Here is a 19,904-nt window from a genome sequence, read left to right as displayed (position 1 = left end):
ACCTGGCCTCCGAGGGTCTCGCGAGCGCCGCGTTCCGGAACCCGTCGCCATCAAAACGAAGCTTGCGTTCGACGGGCTACGAATGATCAAATCCCTGATCGAAATAGCTGCGTTGTTGGGGGACACATGATGTTCAGGATGATCGCGATCGTCGCTGGTTTGGGGCTGGCGCTCGCCACCTCGGCGGAGGCCCAGGCGCCGCGCAAGGGCGGAACCATCCGCATGACGGCGCCCTACGGTTCGAGTTTCACGAGCCTGGACATTCACACCACGCAGCGCGCCCAGGACGAGATCTACGCCAAGGCGCTGCACCGGTCGCTCTACATCTGGAACTCCGCGGAGGGCAAGCCGGTTCTGGAGCTCGCCAAGGAGGACGTGGTCTCGGGCGGCGGTCTCGTTCATACCTTCAAGCTGCGCGACGACGCCTATTTCCACAACGGCCGCAAGATGACGGCCGACGACGTCATCTGGTCCTACAACCGCATCATGGACGGCACCAAGGCCTATCCCGGCGCGCGCTTTGTCCGCATGATCGAGGGCGCGGCCGCGGTCGAGAAGGGCCAGGCCAAGGAGATCTCCGGCCTGAAGAAGATCGACGACTTCACCCTCGAAATGAAGCTGACCGAGAAAGTCGATCCGGGCTTCTACTTCTTCACCGCGCTGACCTCGATCTATCCCGCCGACGAGGCCGCCAAGGAGAGCTTCATCCAGAAGCCGATCGGTCTCGGGCCATTCAAATTCGTCGAGCACGTGCCGGGATCGCGCATCGTTCTGGAGCGGTGGGACCGGTTCTACAAGCCCGGCAAGCCCTACGCCGACAAGGTCATCGTGTCGATCATGGGCGAGGCCGCGGCGCGCGATGTCGCCTTCCGCAACAAGGAGATCGACACCTCGGTGCTCGGGCCTGCGCAATACGTCGCCTATCAGTCCGACGCCGACCTCAAGGGCACCATCGTCGAAGTCGCCGAGGTCTTCACGCGCTATATGGGCATGAATCCGTCGTTCAAGCCGTTCACCGACAAGCGCGTCCGGCAGGCGATCAACTACGCGATCGATACCGACCTGATCATCAACAAGCTGGTCAAGGGCAAGGCCTATCGCGCCACCAGCTGGCTGCCGTTGACATCTCCAGCCTACGACAAGGCGATGAAGCCGTACCCCTACGATCCCGCCAAGGCCAAGCAGCTGCTCGCGGAGGCCGGCTATCCGCAGGGCTTCGAGTTCGAATGGACCACCAGCCAGAATGAAAGCTGGGGCCTGCCGATCGTCTCGGCCGTGATCCCGATGCTGGACAAGGTCGGCATCAAGGCGAAGGTCAAGCAGGTCGAGACCGCGGTGCTGGCGGAGGTGGTGCGCAGCGGCGACTATCAGGCCTTCATCTATTCGCAGGCGACCGGCCCGGATCCCCAGGCCGCGCTCAAATGCTTCCACTCTTCGACGCCGCAGCCGGCCTGCAACTACATGAACTACAAGAATGCCGACTTCGACAAGCTGATCGATGCGGCAGGGCAGGCCGACGATCCCGCAAAGCGCACCGAGCTGCTGCAAAAGGCCAATGCGCTGCTCTATGAGGAAGCGCCGGTCTGGTTCTTCAACTACAACAAGGCGGTCATGGCGGTGCAGCCGTGGCTCAAGGGAGTTCAGCTCAATGCGACGGAGCTGACCCATCAGAACGTCGAAGACCTCTGGGTCGACGAGACCTCGCCCGCGAAGTGACACGCGCTCTCGCGCTCCCTCCATCGCGACGAGCGGTGGGGGGAGAGAGGAAAAGCCTGGATGCTCTCGTTCCTGCTCCGCCGTCTTCTGCAAACCATTCCGACCGTGCTCGCTGTCGTGCTGCTGGTCTTCGTGCTGTTCAGCGTCGTTCCCGGCAGCATTGTCTCGAGCATGAGCGACGACAGCGATCCCCAGGTCGAGCTGCGCATGAAGAAGCAGCTCGGCCTCGACGATCCCCTCTATTGGCGTTTCGGCGCCTACATCGCCAAGCTCGCGACCGGTGACTTCGGCACCTCGTTCCGGACCCGCGAGCCTGTCACGACCATGATCGCCAAACGGGCCTGGCCGACGCTGCAGCTCATCTTCACGGCCATGACGTTTGCGATTTTGATCGGTGTTCCCCTTGGTTTCATCGCAGCGCTGAAACCCGGGGGCATCGTCGATACGCTCGCCATGGTGCTGGCGGTGTCGGGCCTTTCCATTGCCAAATTCTGGCTCGGATTGGTGCTGATGTATCTGTTTGCGTTGAAGCTCGGCTGGCTGCCGAGCTTCGGCTATGGCGATGGAGGGCTGAAATATCTGCTTCTGCCGGCCGTGACGCTCGGCGTCTCGCCGATGGCGCTGTTTGCCCGCACGACGCGCGCCGCGGTCCTCGAGATCATGACCGCTGATTTCGTCCGCACCGCGCGCTCGAAGGGCATGAGCGAGACGCGTGTCGTGAAGTGGCATGTGATGCGCAACGCGCTCGTCATCATTCTCACCACCGTCGGCCTTCAGTTCGGCGGGTTGATGGGGCAGGCGGTCGTGGTCGAGAAACTGTTCTCCTGGCCGGGCATCGGTTCCCTGCTGGTCGATAGCGTTCTCCAGCGCGACATTCCCGCCGTTCAGGGCTCCATTCTCGTGGTGGTGCTGGCCTTTCTCGCGATCAATCTGCTGATCGATGTGCTCTACGGCGTGATCGATCCCAGGATCAGATACGCATGAAGCTCCGCGCCAATCTCATCATCGGTGGCGCGCTGTTCGCGCTCGCGATCCTGGTCGGCCTGCTCGCACCCTGGCTGGCGCACACCGATCCCGTCCTGGACGCCAACCTCATGAACGCGGAGGAGCCTCCGAGCTGGACCTGGTGGTTCGGCACCGACGACCAGGGCCGCGACATCTATTCCCGCGTCGTCTACGGCGCCCGCGTCTCGCTGACCGTCGGCATCGTCTCGCAGCTCATCAACAGCGTCATCGGTGTCGCGCTCGGCTTGAGCGCGGGCTATTGGGGCGGCTGGTGGGACGATTTCGTCAACGGCCTGACCAATCTGATGCTCGCGATCCCCTCGCTGATCTTCGCGCTCGCCATCATGGCGGTGCTTGGCCCTGGCCTCACGAGCCTGCTGATCGCGCTCGGCCTGACCAACTGGTCCTTTACCTGCCGGATCGCACGGGCCTCGGCGCTGTCGCTGAGGAGCCAGGGCTATGTGCAGGCGGCGACCGTGCTCGGCTACGGCGATCTGCGGATCATGGTCACGCAGCTCTTGCCGAACATGTTAGGGCCGATCGTCGTCATCGGCACGCTCGGCATGGGCAGCGCGGTCCTGTCGGAAGCCGCATTGTCGTTCCTCGGCCTCGGCGTCCGTCCGCCGTTTCCGAGCTGGGGCAGCATGTTGTCGGACGCCCGCGACCAGATCACGACGGCGCCGTGGCTCTCGGTGTTTCCGGGCCTTGCCATCTTCCTGACGGTGCTTGGCCTCAACCTGCTCGGCGATGGCCTGCGCGACATTCTCGATCCACAATCGCGGAGCCGGCGGACATGACCGGCGCGCCGCTGATCGAAGTCGAGGATCTGCACATCGATCTCGACGATGGATCGAGGCGCGTTGCGGCGGCCGAGGGCATTTCATTTCGCATTGATCGCGGCGAGACGTTCGGCCTTGTCGGCGAATCCGGCTGCGGCAAGAGCATCACGGCGCTCGCCCTGATCGGCCTGTTGCGGCAACCTTTGTCGATCGGTGGCGGCATCATCCGGTTTGAGGGACGGGAGATCCAGCACCTTTCGGCGGCCAAACAGCGGGAGCTGCGCGGCAATCGCATCGCCATGATCTTCCAGGAGCCGATGACGGCGCTGAACCCGGTCTCGCCGGTGGGCCGGCAGATCGCCGAGATGTTCGTGCTGCACAAGGGCAAGCGCTGGCGGGACGCCAACCAGCTCGCGGTCGAGGCGCTGGCGAGCGTCCGCGTCCCCGCACCGGAGCGGCGCGTCAACGACTACCCGCACCAGCTGTCCGGCGGCATGCGTCAGCGCGTCATGATCGCCATTGCGCTCGCATGCGGTCCGGACCTCCTGATCGCCGACGAGCCGACCACCGCGCTCGACGTGACCGTGCAGGCCGAAATCATCGAGCTGATGCGCAACCTGTGCGCGGAGAGGGGAACGGCGATCCTGATGATCAGCCACGATCTCGGCCTCGTCGCCAACGTCTGCCGCCGCGTTGCCGTCATGTATGCCGGCCGCATCGTCGAGGAGCGCGGCTCCGCCGATATTTTCCGGGCGCCTTCGCATCCCTATACGCAGGGCCTGGTCGCCTCGCTGCCGCGGCTGGGCAGTCGGGCCGAGCTCGGCCGCACCAGGCTCAAGGAGATCGCGGGCGTGGTTCCAGCCATCACGAATTTCCCGGATGGCTGCCGGTTCAATCCGCGCTGTACGCAGGCCACCGAGATCTGCCGAACAGTGGCGCCGGAGACGGATTTGCTGGGGGCCGGCGGTCTGGTGAGGTGTCACCACCATGCATGAGCCACAGGGGAGGCCGGACGACGATCTCATCCTCAGCGTCGAGGACCTCGCGGTTCATTTTCCGATGGGCGGCGGTATGCTGGGCCGGGGACGACGGGTGCTCCGTGCCGTCGACGGCGTCGATCTCAGGCTGAGACGAGGCGAATGCCTCGGCCTTGTCGGCGAGTCCGGCTCGGGCAAGTCGACGGTCGCATTGTCGATCCTGGGTCTGTTGACGCCGACGCGCGGCCGCATCGTGCTGGACGGGCAGGTGGTGACGAACAGGCAAGCCGGCGACCGAAAGTCGCTGGCCCGCACCGTGCAGATCGTCTTTCAGGATCCCTACGCCTCGCTCAATCCGCGCCAGACCGTCCGCCGCACGCTGGAAGATCCCCTGCGTGTGCATGGCGTGACCGCAAAAAGTGAGATCGAGGACCGTGTTGCGGCGATGCTGCGGCACGTCGGCCTGCGGCCGGAACAGGCCGACCGCTATCCGCATGAATTCTCCGGCGGCCAGCGCCAGCGCATCGGGATTGCGCGCGCCCTGATCCTCAATCCCAGGATCGTCATCTGCGACGAGCCCGTGTCGGCGCTCGACGTCTCGATCCGCGCCCAGATCATCAATTTGCTGCTGGAATTGAAGGACACGCTCGGTCTTTCCTACATCATGATCAGCCACGACCTCGGCGTCGTCGAGCACATGAGCGACCGCGTCGCCGTCATGTATCTCGGCCGCATCGTCGAGAACGGCCACTGGCGCGAAATCTTCGAGCGGCCGGCGCACCCCTATACGCAAGCCCTGATCGCGGCCATCCCCGATCCGCTGCGTCATGCGCCGTTAGCGACGACAGGGGGCGACCTTCCGAACCCGCTCAATCCGCCGAACGGATGCGCCTTCAGCCCGCGTTGCCGGTACGCGGAGGCCGTGTGTCGCCACGAGCCCGGTCCGGTGCTGGAAACGCGCGCCGATGGACATGAGGTGAGGTGCTGGCGGGCTGACGAGATTGCGGGGCAGGCGGCATTGGCCTCGACCGGAGGCGGGCATCCCTAGGGATGGGAGGCTCGTCCGTCGCGGTCAAAAGCGTCGCTCTAGTGGGCCGCTAGTCACGTCCAGTCTGTCCTGACAGGCGGACGATTTTTGGGATCCGCCCATGGGCCATCGCGTGGGGTTGATCCTTGGCGCGGTCCAATCGCGTACCGCCCTATTTTCATGTGTGCTACATGGTTGGGTAGCAAAATGTAGCAGGAAAGGCAGATCATGACTGACGATCAGGTCAATCTCGTCGTTCAGCACCTTTGCGAGCAATTGCACTTGGCGCTCCGGTTGAAGGGCAGCGAAGCACATCCACCAAACGCCAAGGATATTGGATTCGATCCGGCCTCTGTGAGAACCGTATTGCTGACCGGCTTGCGTTCGGCGGGTGTCACGACCCACCACGAGGCGGTCGGGAAGAGCGAAGAGCCGCCATGGTCCTAAACACAAAACGCGGGACAGAAGCCCCGCGCCGATGTCTCAGCTGGGTCAGCAGCAGACAAATCCACGACAGCGTCCATAGGTCCGTTAAGGGCCAACAACCGACGTTCGATATATCGTCCGTTCGCATCTCGGAACCGCGTCGCGGACGCCGTAGTTAACTGCTCGATTGTATTCGCTTGACAAACGGCGGTCTCCACTGACCATCGAGGATGTTGCTCCCGCCCAGCAGACGCGGATGTAGAGCGAGAACTGGCCACTCGCAGGCAGCCAGTTGCTCTCTTTGTCTACTTGTCTACGCTCGGTGATTTTGGCACCAGCGCGCAGCGTCAACGAACCGTCCCGACATTGAACGTTCGCTTCGCAGGGAACGTTGGCGGCATCTTGCCGCTCGCCTCAGCGCCAGGTTGCCGGTTCGCAGGGAGGCTTATTGAACGGACCTCCGGCATAACTGCCAACGTCTGGAGCCCGGACACAGTGAACGACGTTGGAGGTGGGGACGACTGCACCGCTTTTGTCGCGCCACGCCGACCTACGCCAGGTTGCCGGTTCGCAGGGAGGCTTATTGAACGGCCCTCCGGCAAAACTGCCAACGTCTGGCGCCCGGATGCAGTGAACGACGCGGGACGGATGGACGGCTCCGCCGTTTTGGTCGTACCACGCGGCCATGGCCGGATTAGCGAACATGGCCGCGGCGATCAGTCCTACCGAAGCAAGCTTCCTCATTTGCGCGTCTCCTTATGTGTCAATGATTGAACGACTGACTATCCTTTGCGGCTCATTCCTACCGAAGAGACTGCAAGCAACATTTTGCGGTATCGACTATGCACATCATCAAGGTTGATCTATATCAACTTCGCCCGAATACGGCTGCTGATGACCGCTCTGGGTCAAACTACGAAAAACTCAACCTGAGCAAATTCAGTCCGCTGTGCCCTATTGATCGGACCTCAATGGGGCGTGCCGCCACTTCGCTGATGGGCCCAATTGCAGACAAGCTTTGTTGAGGAGCCTTCGGGAAGCTCATCAAAAATCAGCGCCGAGGTCATGCGCTACGGCAGCTACCGACCGCCTCGCCACGCAGTTGGGCGCGGGATCCAACGCGGCACATTGATGCAGAACGCTTCGTATTCCGCGCCGAATGACCTTTTTAGCGTCGGCTCTTCGTAGCCCACGACAAAAAGGTGGAAGGCGAGCCAGACGACTGCGCCGTAGGCGAACAGCCCCCAATCGCCGAACAGGAGCGCCTGGCCGAAAATGACGGCGGCGACCGCCACGTAGATTGGATTGCGCACATAGCGATAGAGGCCGGTAACGACGAGATGTTGGGTCGGGGCGATCGGCGCCGGTGTGCCGAGCCCCTGCAGTGCGAAACGCGCGAATGAATCCACGAGCCCGGCTAAGCCGGCAAGAATTAGCGCGGCGCCGACGAAGCGCGTGAGCTCGACGCCGAGAAACGGCAACCTGAACTCCCAGCGTGAAATCCACCATGGGACCACCCCAGCCACCACGCAGGGCGCGAACAGGAAGAAGATGGCGGTGCCGATGACGGCAGCAGTTCTTGGCATAGACACGATCCGTTCCCTGCTATTTTAACACACCGCACCGGGAGCGCGTCAGGTCCGCCTTGGGTCATGAACGACAAAGCTTGAACTGAGCGCAATAGGTCTGCTTTCGGGCAAATTGCCACCAACCCGCGCTCGTTGTCCTGACAATGAGTGCAGCTAGCGCGCTACGGCGCGGAAGGCCCGGCGCGGACAACACCGGTGTTTCTGCTATAGTGCGACGTTCGAACTTGCGGGGCGGCTGCTTCAAGGGTTGAAATCATGCACAGAGCATCTGGATCATTACTACTTGCCTTCGTTTTTATTCTATTTGCTCCGCAAGTGCGGGCGCAGCAGATTCCGGCCGAAACCGTTCAGGGAATGCTTGCGGCCCAGATACGCACGCAAGGCTTCACTTGCGAAAAGCCACTCGGCGCAAAGAAGAACACGAAGGCGTCTCGACCTGATCGCGACGTTTGGGTTCTTAGATGCAGCAACGCCATGTACAAGATCACGCGCGTTCCCGATATGGCGGCGAAGGTCGAACCGCTGCCGTGAGCTCGGTGGTCTCTATGGGACCAGCGCCATGATGGACTTGTGCCGGTGTTTTGCCCGACGTCTCAAACGTCCTGGCGGCGAGGGCTCAAGCCATGCCTCACGGTCGCCTTAGCTTCCGCTGATGCCGACCAGACGCGGGCGGCGGTTTGCGAGCGGGTTCTCGGCTGGCAGGGCGCGCAGCCAGTCGCGGAAGCTGACGATCTCGGGGCAATCCGCGGTGCCTTCAGCCGCGATCAGCCAATCACCGAGGCCTGATCCCTCATTGACCCGGTCGCAGCGATAGCCCGGATAGCGGCCGAGACCGCGGGCGATCAGCAGGTCGACCTTGCCCTCGACCAATTCGTGCAGGCCGGCCGGCTGCAGCACCCGCAAACCGATCTCCGCATGGGCGCTGCGAAACTCCGCCAATTCGAGCCGGCGCAGGTCGAAGCTGCCATGGACCCCCAACTGCAGCAGCACCGCGCCCGCCGGCTTCAACTGCGAGGTCGCCTCCGCAATGTGACGAAAACCTTCGGAGACCCCGGGCAGATAGGCCTGACCGGCCGCGGTGAGAATGAGCTGCTTATGCAGCCGCTCGAACAGCTGCACGCCGAGGCGTGCCTCCAGCGCCTTCACCTGCTGTCCCACGGCGGCAGGTGTCACGTGCAGCTCGTGCGCGGCCAGCTTGAAGCTGAGATGCCGGGCGGCGGCCTCAAAAGCGCGGAGCGCGTTGAGCGGGGGAAGGGCGTAGGTCATCGCAGCGCAGTTTGACACCGATGGGCCTTGGCCTTGCAATAGATTTTCTTGCGCTGAACCGCAGCAACAATGCTTTGATCGGCGCCGTCATCGCCGGATACGGTCGGCCCGCAATCCGGAGACCCCCATGCCGCGCCGAATCGATCATCTCGTCATTTGCGTCCACGATCTGGAGCAGGCTGCGCTGGATTGGCAGAGGCTGGGCTTCAACCTCACACCGACCGGTGTGCATCCGTTCGGAACCAGCAACCGCCTGGCGCAGTTCGCCGACAATTTTCTGGAGTTGCTGGCCGTCACCGACAATGCGTTGGTGCCGCCAGCCACGCCGGGCCATTTCAGCTTCGCGGCCCACAACCGCGATTTTCTTGAGACCGCCGAGGGGATGTCGATGCTGGTCTTGCACAGCACCGACGCCCACGCCGATGCCGCGCGTTTCAGGGCCGACCGCATCGGCGATTATGCGCCGTTCGATTTCGGCCGCGACGCGGTGCTCCCTGGCGGCGGCACGGCGCGCGTCGCGTTTTCGCTGGCCTTTGCCACCGATCCCGCCATGCCCGGGATCGCGTTCTTCACCTGCCAGCAGCGTCACCCGCCGGAACTGTTCTGGAAGGCGCAGTATCAGCGTCATCCCAACGGCGCCCTCCGCGTGGTCGAGGTGGTGATGTCGGCGGCGGAGCCGGCGGCGCATCGCGATTTCCTCGAGCGCCTCACGGAAGGCACGGCCGAGCTTGCGCCGGGGCGGCTGACGATTGGTGAGCGCGGCAATCATATCACCTTGCTTGGCCCGTCCGAGCTGGCGCGCCGGTTACCGGGCCTCGCGAACAGCGCTTCGCCGCGCTTTTGCGCGGCGCGTCTGGCGGTCGCTGATCTGGATGCGACAGGGCGAACACTGAAACACAACGGCGTCGGCTTCGCGATGACCGGTGCCGTGCTGTTGGTGCCACCCGCCACCGCGCATGGTCTGGCGCTCGAATTCGTCGAACAGGAGGCAAACTGACATGGCTCACATCGTCAACCACAATCCCGCAACGGTCCATCCTCCCGCCGGCGGTTACAGCATGGGACTTGAATTGACGCAGCATCGCCGCCTGTTGTTCGTCAGCGGCCAGGTGCCCGAGAAAACCGACGGCACCGTGCCCGAAGGTTTCGAGGCGCAATGCGCGCAGGCCTGGCGCAACGTGATCGCGGTGCTCGCCGCCGCGGGCCTTGGCGTCGAGCATCTGGTCAAGGTCACCACGTTCCTGACTGACCGGACTCAAGTCGTTACCAATCGCACCATTCGCAGCAAGGTGCTCGGCGAACATCGGCCGGCGCTGACGGTCGTGGTCGTCGAGACCGTTGACAGCAAATGGCTGCTGGAGATCGAGGCGATCGCCGCGGAATGAAGCCGGCTTCGCCAACCCTGCAATGAGCCCTCAGGTGTCCAATGGCTGAGAACATCCATCCCTTCTACGAGACGCATCGGAGCGCCATGGAGACCGCCATGCGCGATCGGCTCGACCTTGCCGAAGCGATGTTGCGCGAGCGCACGCATGTCACCGACATCGACGGGATCAGGCGGGAGGTGATGGACGAATTCGAGATTGTCCTCACCCAGATGCCCTACGTCGGCGGCGCGGCAAGCCGCATGAGCGATTTCTTCATGGGCCTGATGGGGTTCATGGCCATCAGCCGGGTGCTGCGACGACACGGCGTGCCGGTGCCTGTGATTGGCGAGATCGAGCGAGACACCTACAAGGCGCAATTGCTGACCGTATCAGAAGCGGAGCGTCTCGCCTCGGGGCGACAATTCGTGTCGCCGGAGAACCAGGCCTTGCTGCGCGAGCAGGCGGCAAGGAGCGTTACAAAAGCGCATCAGGAAGAGTTTCCGGAAGACTTCGTCTACGATTTCGTAGAGCCGGGTCCGCAAGACAGCTTCGAATTCGGCATCAACTACAAGGCCTGCGGCTTTTGCAAGCTCGCAGCGCGCCACGGGGACAAGGACATCCTGCCGAACATCTGCGGCCTCGATTTCGTCGCCTACGCAGCGCGTGGCATCCGCCTGGAGCGCACACAAACATTGGCGGGCGGCGCGAGCCACTGCAATTTCCGCTTCTCGCGGCTACCGCCGGATGAGGCCGTGAACCCATAAATCGGCCGCGCTCACGGCTCGCGAAAGTCCGCTATGCCCCGGTGGCGATCAAATTGCGCATCGCGTGCCTTGAGCCAGATCAAGGTAGAACTTCAGGCCGGCCATATCCTCAGTGCTTGCCGACGTGGCGATGCAAAGTCGTTGCGGTAGTGTGCCGGTCCTTGCGCTGGATCACGACATTGCAGGGAGACCGCCGATGATGGAGCCGCGCAATCGAGTTGTTCAAGTCAGCCTCTTCGGTGATCCCGAGAGGCTGGAGGTGGTCGACGCTCCCTTGCCGACCGCCAGCCGGGGCGAGATGCGGGTCCGTGTACTTGCGTCGAGCCTCAACTACACCGAGGTGTTGATCAGGCGCCATCTATACCCGCAAACGATGGGCCTCCGGCCGCCGTTCGTAATGGGCTACGACGTGGTCGGGGCAATCGATCAGCTCGGTGAAGGCGTGCACGACTTTCAGATTGGCGACCGCGTGGCCGACATGACGGTGGTCGGGTCAAACGCCGACTATCGCACGCTTCGAGCGAACGACGTGGCCCGCGTGCCGGAGGGCGTAGACGCGGCGGAGGCGGCCACACTGATCTTGAGCTGGACGACCGCGTACCAGCTTCTGCACCGCGCGGCCCGGGTCCAGCGAGGCCAGCGCGTGCTCGTGCACGGCGCCGCCGGCGCCGTCGGCCAGGCGCTGCTCATGCTCGGGAGATTGGCCGGCATCGAGCTGTGGGGCACCGCGCGCGGCGAGCACATGGCGCTCGTCCGAGAGCTAGGGGCAACGCCGATCGACTACCAGCATGAGGACTTCACGCGGGTCCTGCCGGGCGGGTTCGACGTTATCGTCGACGGCGTTGGCGAAGACGGCTATCGCCGCTCATACGCGGCGCTCAAGCCAGGCGGCCTGCTCTGTGCCATCGGTTTCTCGGCGAGCGTGCAAGCGCAGCGTCGCATGCTCCCTATCGTGATGGAGATCGCGCGCCTTTACCTGTGGAGATTGTTGCCCGGCGGCAAGCGGGCCCGGTTTTACTCGGTAAATGCCATGCGGGCGCGACATCCCACCTGGTTCAAGGAGGACTTGGAGCGTCTGTTCGGGCTTTTGGCAACTGGTGCCATCCGGCCGCGCATCGCCGAGCGGATCTCCTTCGACGAGGTCGCCGATGCTCACCGTCGCCTCGAGACTGGGGGCCTCGAGGGCAAGCTCGTGCTGTGCCCGGATCTCTCGTCGCGACACAACCAGCGCGCCGCCTGAAACGGCGCTCCAGACATGTATCCGCGGATAGATTCCTGGATTGCTTCGCTGCGCTCGCAATGACGGAGTTTGGGTCGCGGTCCTGAGCCCATCGACCTTAAAGGCACGGCGCCATGATGACGTTGTGCTCCTGTTTTGCCCGACGTGTCAAACGTCGTTGCGGCGGGGGCTCAAGCCACCTCGCGCCAAATTCTTCAATGATTTGTACTGTGCATGGGGTTGTTTTCGCGTTTTTTGTTTTGAGGGCCTATCTACTCCGCTGCTTTTTCCCTCAGCCGCTGCGCGTAGACGTTGATGACCAGCGCCGCGAGCAGGATCAGGCCGCGGATCAGGATCTTCAGGAAGCTGTCGATGTTGACGTGGTCGAGGCCGTTATTCAGGACACCGAGAACGAACAGCCCGACGATGGTGTTGCCGATGCCGCCGCGGCCGCCGAACAGGCTGGTGCCGCCGACGACGACGGCGGCGATGGAGTCGAGCAAATAGGTGTCGAACTCGTTCTGCTGCGCGCTGCCGAAATGGGCGACGCCGAGCATGCCGCCGATGCCCGAGCAGACCGCCGAGATCACCATGACGGCGCCGAGGATGAGCTTGACGTTGAGGCCGGAATATTCGGCCGCCTCGCGGTTGCCGCCGACCATGTAGACGTAGCGGCCGAAGCGCGTGTAGGTCAGCACCAGATGGCCGCCGAGCAGCATGATCGCCGCGACGATGACGATCCAGGGGATGCCGCCGATCGAGCCCGAGCCGAGCGTGGTGATCAGGCCGGGCACCTTGTAGGCGATCTGGCCGCGCACCAGCAGCGCCGAGACGCCGGCCGCGATCTGCATCATGGCCAGCGTCATGATGAAGGAGGGGATGCCGATCACGGTCAGGCCGAGCGCGTTGACGAGGCCGAGCAGCGCGCAGAGCAGGATCGACAGGATGATCGCGACCGCGCCGGGCAGGGGGATGTTGGCGATGTTGACGTAGGATTCCTGCAGCGTGAAGTAGGCGACCGCGATGCCGGTGACGTTGGCGATGCTGGCGATCGAGAGGTCGATCTCGGCGCAGAGGATCACGAAGGTGAGGCCGACCGCGATGATGCCGGTCACCGACACCTGCGTCAGGATGTTGCCGAGGTTGTCCAGCGTCGCGAAGGAGGGGCTGGCAAGGGCGAAGAAGGCGGAGAGGAAGATCAGGGTGAGGAACGGCGCGATGTTGCGCATCTGCGAGCGCAGGAAGGGCGCAACGCCGCGCGGCCGCTGACCCGCCGCCAAAGCCGTCTCACTGCTCGCCATGGTGCTTCTCCGTCACGCCGCTTCCAGCAGGCGGTCCTTGCTGACCGGCTCGTTCTTGAATTCCCGCACCAATGCGCCGCGCTTGAGCACGAGGATGCGGTCGGCCAGCGACAGCACCGTTTCCGGCTCGGTCGACAGCACGATGACCGCGAGCCCCTTGGCGCGGAGATCGCGGACGATGTTGATGACGTCGTTCTTGGCGCCGACATCCATGCCCCGGGTCGGCTCGCACAGCACCAGCAGCTTCGGCGGATAGGTCAGCCATTTTGCCAGCGCCACCTTCTGCTGGTTGCCGCCGGAGAGCATGCCGAGGTCGAGACCGACCACCGGCGGCCTGATCTGCAACTGTTCGACCTGGCGCTTGGCGATGTCGCGCTCCTGCGCCGGCTTGAGCAACAGCGACGAGATGCGGTCGAGAATGCTGATCGAGATGTTCTTGTAGACCGGCTCCTGGTGAAACAGCATGGCGCGCCGGCTCTCCGGCACCAGCGCCACGCCGGCGCGCCGCGCCGCCGCCGTGCTGGCGAAGGTTTTTGGCTTGCCCTCGACGGCGAGCGTGCCGCCGTCCGGCTTCAGCTTGCCGAACAGGATGCGCGACAGCTCCTGCTGGCCGCAGCCCATGAATCCGTAGATGCCGAGCACCTCGCCGGCGCGCGCCTCGAAGGAGATGTCCTTCAGGCTGCGGGCCAGCGACAATTGGTCGACCTTCAGGACCACGGAGCTGTCGCTCGGCCGTGGCAGCATGAGGTCATCGGTGTAGCTGTGCTCGAGCGCTTCGCCGCCGCGGCCGATCATGGCCTCGATCAGCGCGCCCTTGCTGGTCGCAGCCGCGGCCGTCTCGGCGACCTTCCGCCCGTTGCGGAACACGGTCACCGTGTCGGACACGAGCAGGATGTCCTCGATGAAATGCGAGATGAAGACGATTGCAGTGCCTTCCTCGCGCAGCCGCCGGAGCGTCGCGAACAGCCGCTCGACCTCGGGCGGGGAGAGGGCGGAGGTCGGCTCGTCCAGGATGACGATGCGGGCGCCGGAGAACAGCACCCGGGCGATCTCGATCAGCTGCTGCAGCCCGATCGGGAGGTCGCCGAGCCTGGACATCGGATCGACGTCGATGCCGAAGCGGGCGAGCTGCTCGCCGGCCTCGCGCGCCATGCGCCGCCATTGCACGAGGCCGAACCGGTTGGTCGGCTGGTTGCCCAGGAACACGTTCTCGGCGACCGTGAGATCGGGCGCGACGCTCAGCTCCTGATGCACCATGGCGATACCGGCCGCGTGCGCATCGCGGGCGGAGCGGAAATGCGTCTCCTTCCCGTCGATCAGGAAGCGGCCGGAGAATTCGCTGTGCACGCCGGCGATGATCTTCATCAGCGTGCTTTTGCCGGCGCCGTTCTCGCCGACGAGACCATGGATCTCGCCGGGTGAGAGCGCGAAATCAACACCACGAAGCGCTTCGACGCCGCCGAAGCTCTTCGTGATGCCTTGCAGTTCCAGGATGGGCGAACGAACCTCAGGCATGGAGGCTCAGATCAGGAAGTGATCTTCCATCCATTGCATGCCGGCGGCGTTGGCCTTGGTCACGACCGGGCCGTCGGTGATGACGTGCTTGGGAATGCCCTGTCCGCTCTTCTCGCCGCCGACCACGGCGGAAACGCCCGCGATGATCGCGCCGCCATGGATGCGGCAGGACGGATTGCGCACTGTCGCGAACATGCGGCCCTCGCTCACCGCCTGGATCGCCGGCGGCATCGCATCGACGCCGCCGATCAGGATGTTGGTGCGATTGCGCGCCTTCATGATGTTGGCGGCGGCCAGCGCCATGTCGTCATTGTGGAAGAACGCCGCGTCGATCTGCGGATATTTGGTCAGGTAGGTTTCCCAGAGGCGCGCGGTTTTCGACACGTCCCAGTCGGCAGGCTGGGTGTCGAGCACCTCGATGTTCGGGAACTGCTTGACGACGGTGTTGAAGCCCTTCGCCCGGCCTTGCGCGCCGGTATGGCCGAGCGCGCCCTGCGTCATGATGATCTTGCCTTTGCCGCCCATGGCGTTGCACAGCGCCTGCGTCACCGAGGCGCCCATGAACTCGTTGTCGGGGGCAAGGAAAGAGTGGACGTTGATCTGGTCGAGCGGGGCAATCAGCGTGTCCATGTCGATCACCGGCGTGCCGGCATCGATCATCTTCTGTACGGGCTGGGTGAGGGTGCCGATACCGAAGGCCTGGATCGCGACGAAGTCCCACTTTTGCGAGGCCATGTTGTCGATCGCCGCGCGCTGCTTCACCGCATCGAGCTGGCCGTCGAACCAGGTCACCTCGACATTGAACAGCTTGCCCCAGAATTCCGCCGCCTGCTTGCCCTGGGCGCACCAGGTGGCCTGGAGGCCCGCATTGGAGAAGGCCGCCTTCAGCGGCTTCTCGGATCGTCCGACCTCGGCTGCAAGGGCGGGGTTTATGCCCATGCTGCCGAGAAGGGCAGTCGCGGCGCCGGCGGTCGCCGCCGCCTGAAGAAGATCGCGCCTCGTCGTCGAGAAATCTTTCGTCCCGGACATCGCTCGCTCCCATAAAATTTTCGTCGGCGCGTCATTGATTGCGCGACCGATGTCCGAAAGTCTCTCACAAGAGTTCCCGCCACTCAATCTGCAATCGATCGCGAGATCGCCGCAGCCCGTGTTGGTGCAGCGCAAAGCGTCAGGCCGGAATAGTGGCGAAGGCGTCGATCTCGACGAGCAGCTGGTCCCAGGCCTGTGCGATTTCCGGCGACCATTCGTCGCCGAGGAGGTCGCGCAGCGTATCCCTGATGACGGCGAAGAACGCGATGAACAGCTCGCGCGGGGTGCCGTAGCCATCGTGCGAGGCGACCTCGCAGGCGATCAGCCTGAAATGGCCCTGACGCTCACCGGCGAAGTCGAGGATCGCCTCGATCGTCAGCGCAAGCATTGATCCCATCACCAGCTCGCTGCCCTGCGAGCGGAACATGGTCTGCGTTTCGGGATGCTGTTCGAACAGCCGTTGGTAGACGAGTGGCGTGAGATCCGCGCAACGCGAGGCTGCGAGTTCGAAGCTGCTTTCGATTGGATTAGAGGGAGCGCTCATCGGCATCGAAGCCATGCGGGCAAAAGAAGCCTTGCGGGCAAAAAAAGAGCGGGGCCCTAGCCCCGCTCGAAAATTGTGTCGACCCTATTATCCCCGATTCTAAGATTTGCTCTTGATTGACGGGGCGACGCTGCGTTTTGCGCGCCAGGGGCTCCTCCCGAGACTTGGACCACCAGACTTCGACCTCGCGGCCAGCCTGAGCAAGAGGGATGCTAGATCAACTTTTCTCACTTGTCATCATTTTCGGCAACGATTGTTCAAAATTAGAGCAGCTGACGAAATGATCGGGCTGTTTGCCCCGTAAGCATATGACAAATATAAGAAATCTGTGGACGGGGCGGGTTGCCGGACTGCCTCAAATGCCGGACGTCCCATCCCGTGGGGCGGCAGGAGCACAGTTTTCGAGAAATTTGCGCTGGGCCAAGAAGCCGGCGGAACTGACCTCGACTCAGGTCTCGGCGAGGTGTTTAGTTCGTAGGCGAACGAATGGCTCGGCGGATGCGCGCACGGCTGCAAAAATTCCTACCCCTGGTCCTGCTCGCTTTGGCGATGCAGGTGCTGGCGCCGATTGCCGCCTGTCTGGCGGCCGGCCAGGCCGTGGCCGATCCGTTGTCTGCCGGCGTCATCTGCCACAGCGCCAGCGAGCAGGGCGGTCTGGACGACCAGACCGGCGCGCCGACCGCACATGGCGCCGCGTGCGCGCTGTGCTGCCTGGCGCAGGCAGGCGCATCGCTCGATTCGCCGCCGCACGTTGCGCTCGCCATTCCCTTCCGCCACGCCGCGCGCGTGGTGTTGCATGCGGCGGATGTATCCGCCGTGGCGATCCATAAGGGCACAAGCGCCCAGGCGCGCGCACCACCTCAATTTTCCTGACGACCCTCGTGATTGCCGCGGTCCGTCCGCTGGCGATCGATGCTGTCGAAGGGCCGGAGAGAAAGCCGGCGTCAGGAATGCCCCATGTTACGTTGTCATGCCCGCCGTGGCGTGAGCGCCGTCGCGGTCCAGGCCGCGCTGCTTGCGTCGTCGAGCGGAGTCTTTGCCCAAAGCACGAACACGGAGCTGCCGGCGGTGACCGTTGAGGCGCCGCAGACTGCCCGTGCCAAACCAGTCACCCGGCCTTCGCAACCGCGATCCGCTTCGGCCGGCCGCGCAGCGAGGCCCGTTACGCCGAGTGCGAGCGTCGGCGCGTCGACCCCAAACCGGGCCGTGACGGCCAGCGCGGCGCGAGACGGTCTCAATCAGGCGCCAACCGGCCAGACCGAGACGACCATCTATCGCAGCCAGTTCGACAACCGGCCGGCGGTTACCGTGGCCGACGTGCTGCGCGAGAGCCCCGGCATATCGGTGAAGCAGGGCAACGGACCCCGCGATATCGGCATCTCGATCCGCGGCTCCAACGCCCGCAACGGCTTCGGCATCCGCAATCTCGTGATCTTCGACGACGGCTTCCCGGTCACGCAACCGGACGGCCTGTCGCGCAGTGACCTGATCGATCCGCGGGCCTACAGTGCGATCGATGTGATCCGCGGCCCGTCGTCGGCGCTCTACGGCAACTATGCCACCGGCGGCGCGCTCAATTTCCGGACACGGCCGGGCGGCACGATCGACGGCGTCGAATATGGCGTCGACGGCGGCAGCTACGGCTATCTCAACAATTACCTCGCGGCCGGCAAGAAAGTCGGGAACTTCGAGGGCTCGCTGTTCGCAAGCGACACGCGAGGCGACGGCTATATCGGCAATAGCTGGTTCAATACGCAGACCGTCAACTTCCTCGGCACGCTCAAGGCGACGCCGGACGATCGTTTCACGGTCAAGATCATCAACAACGACCTCAGCACGCGGCTGCCGATCCGGCAGTCGCTGAACCAGTACTATCAAAACCCTTTCCAGCAGGGCTGTGCGACCGGCGTCTCGGCCGCCGCCGGATGCGGCACGGTCACACTGTTCAACAACGGCTTCAATGCAACCGCTGGAACCGACAAGGAGACGGCCGTGCAGGCCGGGCTCGGCCGCAACGACCGCCGCACCATCGTCGGCGGCCGCTGGGAGCACGATTTCGACAACACCACGACCTGGCGCAACCAGTTCGTGTTCGACGACAGGAACATCAATCAGCCGACCGGCACGACCAGCGCGATCGGCGATTTTCCCTCGTACAATTTCATGAGCGACGTCACCAAGCGGGGCGAGATTCTCGGCCTGGAATCGACCACGTTCTTCGGTGCCTTCTACAACACCCTGACGGCCTCGAGCGACACGCGGAACGTCATGCCGGGGGGCAATGCCACACTCGGCAGTCTGTCGAGCAATCTTTATAGCCAGACGACCAATTACGGCGTTCGCGCGCGGGAAGAGCTCAAGCTGACGACATCCTTGACGGCTGTCGCAGGCATCGGCTGGGAAACTACCGTTCTCAAGGGGATCAACACTGCGTATGCGTACGCTGGCCCCACTGGCATTACCACGACGACGCTGACGACCGCGGACAGGCAATTCCAGAACACCGCGCCTGAACTAGCCTTGCTTTATACGGTGAACAACGAGTGGGTGCTCAGGGGGCGGGTTGCTACGGGGTACGGCACTCCGCAGGTTTCGAACCTGTTTGTCCTGCCGAGTGGGCTGTCGGGCAACAATACCCAGCTCCAGGCTCAGAAAAATCTGGGCTACGACCTCGGTTTCGACTGGACACCGAACAACACGCTCAAAGTCAGCGCGACGGGCTTCTACGAGTTCTTTCGCGACGAACTTGTATCGCAGGCAACACCTGTCAATTCACCTAACCCGAGCTACACGTTCAATGCGCCGCGCTCGGAGCATCGCGGCATCGAGCTTGCGGCCGATTGGAAGTTCTATCCGGGCTGGCGGTTCATGGCGGCGTACACCTACCTCGACGAGGTCTACACGGAGTATGTCGAGAACATCACCAATGGCGCGGTGTTCAGCTTCAACCGGGCAGGCAACAAGATACCGGGCATCTCGCCCAACGAGTTGACGGCGCGGGTTGGCTACGACGAGCTTGCCGGGCCGCTGGCAGGCCTCGGAGGCTTCGTCGAGGTCCAGTGGAAGGACTCCTTCTACATGGACAATGCAAATCTGTTGAAGGCGCCGGGTTATGAGCTGGTCAATTTGAACGTCCACTACAAGACCGATCTCGTGTCCGACACTTTCAGATCCCTGAACCTGTTCCTCGAAGTCAGGAACGTTTTCGACCGTACCTACGTCGCGTCGGCAAACAACATCGCCAATACGGTGACGGCGGCCGGCCTTCAAAATCCTGCGAGCGTGCTCGCAAACACGACGGGATCGATCTACGCGGGCTCGCCGCGCCTGTTCGTTGCGGGTATGAAGGTGGCATTCAGATGATCCGGGCTCTCGAAGGG

Annotated in this window: 19 protein-coding genes; 13 read left to right on the top strand and 6 right to left on the bottom strand. The window is 63.6% G+C overall.

What is annotated here, in order from left to right:
* The first annotated feature begins 126 nt into the window (after nt 1–126).
* The 6 genes from AB7245_RS25215 (at nt 127) to AB7245_RS25190 (ending at nt 5,951) form a co-directional block, all read left to right on the top strand.
* Nucleotides 127–1,716 (top strand): ABC transporter substrate-binding protein, encoded by a 1,590-nt coding sequence (locus AB7245_RS25215; RefSeq protein WP_094184000.1) that lies wholly within the window; start codon nt 127–129, stop codon nt 1,714–1,716.
* Nucleotides 1,717–1,776: 60 nt separating this feature from the next.
* The gene (locus tag AB7245_RS25210; protein WP_063982990.1) at nt 1,777–2,700 is read left to right on the top strand and encodes an ABC transporter permease; all 924 of its coding nucleotides are present in this window, start codon (nt 1,777–1,779) and stop codon (nt 2,698–2,700) included.
* On the top strand, nt 2,697–3,518 hold the full coding sequence (locus tag AB7245_RS25205) for an ABC transporter permease (RefSeq protein WP_085400342.1): 822 nt from the start codon (nt 2,697–2,699) through the stop codon (nt 3,516–3,518). The genes AB7245_RS25210 and AB7245_RS25205 overlap by 4 nt, the downstream gene beginning before the upstream one ends.
* Nucleotides 3,515–4,495: an ABC transporter ATP-binding protein gene (locus AB7245_RS25200; protein WP_439035052.1), complete on the top strand. Its 981-nt coding sequence runs from the start codon at nt 3,515–3,517 to the stop codon at nt 4,493–4,495. The genes AB7245_RS25205 and AB7245_RS25200 overlap by 4 nt, the downstream gene beginning before the upstream one ends.
* Nucleotides 4,488–5,525: an ABC transporter ATP-binding protein gene (locus AB7245_RS25195; protein WP_085400338.1), complete on the top strand. Its 1,038-nt coding sequence runs from the start codon at nt 4,488–4,490 to the stop codon at nt 5,523–5,525. Before AB7245_RS25200 ends, AB7245_RS25195 begins: the two co-directional genes overlap by 8 nt.
* A gap of 207 nt (nt 5,526–5,732) precedes the next feature.
* Nucleotides 5,733–5,951, top strand: a complete 219-nt coding sequence (locus AB7245_RS25190) for a hypothetical protein (protein ID WP_063982993.1) — start codon at nt 5,733–5,735, stop codon at nt 5,949–5,951.
* Between the two features lie 1,058 nt (nt 5,952–7,009).
* Here AB7245_RS25190 and AB7245_RS25185 read toward each other — a convergent pair.
* The gene (locus AB7245_RS25185) at nt 7,010–7,516 is read right to left on the bottom strand and encodes a methyltransferase family protein (protein ID WP_085400336.1); all 507 of its coding nucleotides are present in this window, start codon (nt 7,514–7,516) and stop codon (nt 7,010–7,012) included.
* A gap of 258 nt (nt 7,517–7,774) precedes the next feature.
* On the opposite strand from AB7245_RS25185, the gene AB7245_RS25180 reads away from it, so the two are divergent.
* Nucleotides 7,775–8,050, top strand: a complete 276-nt coding sequence (locus tag AB7245_RS25180; RefSeq protein ID WP_167767920.1) for a hypothetical protein — start codon at nt 7,775–7,777, stop codon at nt 8,048–8,050.
* 108 nt (nt 8,051–8,158) lie between these two features.
* Here the strand turns inward: AB7245_RS25180 and AB7245_RS25175 are convergent, their stop codons facing one another.
* Entirely contained in the window at nt 8,159–8,785 is a 627-nt protein-coding gene (locus tag AB7245_RS25175; RefSeq protein WP_085400332.1) for a LysR family transcriptional regulator, read from the bottom strand.
* Nucleotides 8,786–8,912: 127 nt separating this feature from the next.
* Here AB7245_RS25175 and AB7245_RS25170 point away from each other — a divergent pair, with 127 nt between their 5' ends.
* The 4 genes from AB7245_RS25170 (at nt 8,913) to AB7245_RS25155 (ending at nt 12,156) form a co-directional block, all read left to right on the top strand.
* Nucleotides 8,913–9,782: a VOC family protein gene (locus AB7245_RS25170; protein ID WP_085400329.1), complete on the top strand. Its 870-nt coding sequence runs from the start codon at nt 8,913–8,915 to the stop codon at nt 9,780–9,782.
* Between the two features lies 1 nt (nt 9,783).
* Entirely contained in the window at nt 9,784–10,170 is a 387-nt protein-coding gene (locus AB7245_RS25165; protein WP_085400327.1) for a RidA family protein, read from the top strand.
* 41 nt (nt 10,171–10,211) lie between these two features.
* On the top strand, nt 10,212–10,916 hold the full coding sequence (locus AB7245_RS25160) for an L-2-amino-thiazoline-4-carboxylic acid hydrolase (RefSeq protein WP_085400324.1): 705 nt from the start codon (nt 10,212–10,214) through the stop codon (nt 10,914–10,916).
* Nucleotides 10,917–11,112: 196 nt separating this feature from the next.
* Nucleotides 11,113–12,156, top strand: a complete 1,044-nt coding sequence (locus AB7245_RS25155; protein WP_085400323.1) for a medium chain dehydrogenase/reductase family protein — start codon at nt 11,113–11,115, stop codon at nt 12,154–12,156.
* Between the two features lie 251 nt (nt 12,157–12,407).
* Here AB7245_RS25155 and AB7245_RS25150 read toward each other — a convergent pair whose 3' ends face one another.
* The 4 genes from AB7245_RS25150 to AB7245_RS25135 all read right to left on the bottom strand — a co-directional run bounded on the left by AB7245_RS25150 (nt 12,408) and on the right by AB7245_RS25135 (nt 16,524).
* On the bottom strand, nt 12,408–13,436 hold the full coding sequence (locus tag AB7245_RS25150) for an ABC transporter permease (protein ID WP_071913403.1): 1,029 nt from the start codon (nt 13,434–13,436) through the stop codon (nt 12,408–12,410).
* A gap of 12 nt (nt 13,437–13,448) precedes the next feature.
* Entirely contained in the window at nt 13,449–14,951 is a 1,503-nt protein-coding gene (locus AB7245_RS25145) for a sugar ABC transporter ATP-binding protein (protein WP_071913405.1), read from the bottom strand.
* Nucleotides 14,952–14,957: 6 nt separating this feature from the next.
* On the bottom strand, nt 14,958–15,980 hold the full coding sequence (locus AB7245_RS25140; protein WP_063983001.1) for a sugar ABC transporter substrate-binding protein: 1,023 nt from the start codon (nt 15,978–15,980) through the stop codon (nt 14,958–14,960).
* 139 nt (nt 15,981–16,119) lie between these two features.
* Nucleotides 16,120–16,524, bottom strand: a complete 405-nt coding sequence (locus AB7245_RS25135) for a globin (RefSeq protein ID WP_085400390.1) — start codon at nt 16,522–16,524, stop codon at nt 16,120–16,122.
* A gap of 498 nt (nt 16,525–17,022) precedes the next feature.
* Between AB7245_RS25135 and AB7245_RS25130 the strand changes: the two genes are divergently transcribed.
* Entirely contained in the window at nt 17,023–17,397 is a 375-nt protein-coding gene (locus AB7245_RS25130) for a DUF2946 domain-containing protein (RefSeq protein ID WP_201266158.1), read from the top strand.
* An 84-nt stretch (nt 17,398–17,481) separates the two neighbouring features.
* Entirely contained in the window at nt 17,482–19,887 is a 2,406-nt protein-coding gene (locus AB7245_RS25125) for a TonB-dependent receptor family protein (protein WP_354077664.1), read from the top strand.
* Nucleotides 19,888–19,904 lie beyond the last annotated feature (17 nt).

This window comes from Bradyrhizobium sp. 604_D8_N2_3 (assembly GCF_051810765.1).
GTDB classification, from domain to species: Bacteria; Pseudomonadota; Alphaproteobacteria; order Rhizobiales; family Xanthobacteraceae; genus Bradyrhizobium; species Bradyrhizobium barranii.
This window is presented reverse-complemented; position numbering and strand designations above follow the sequence as displayed.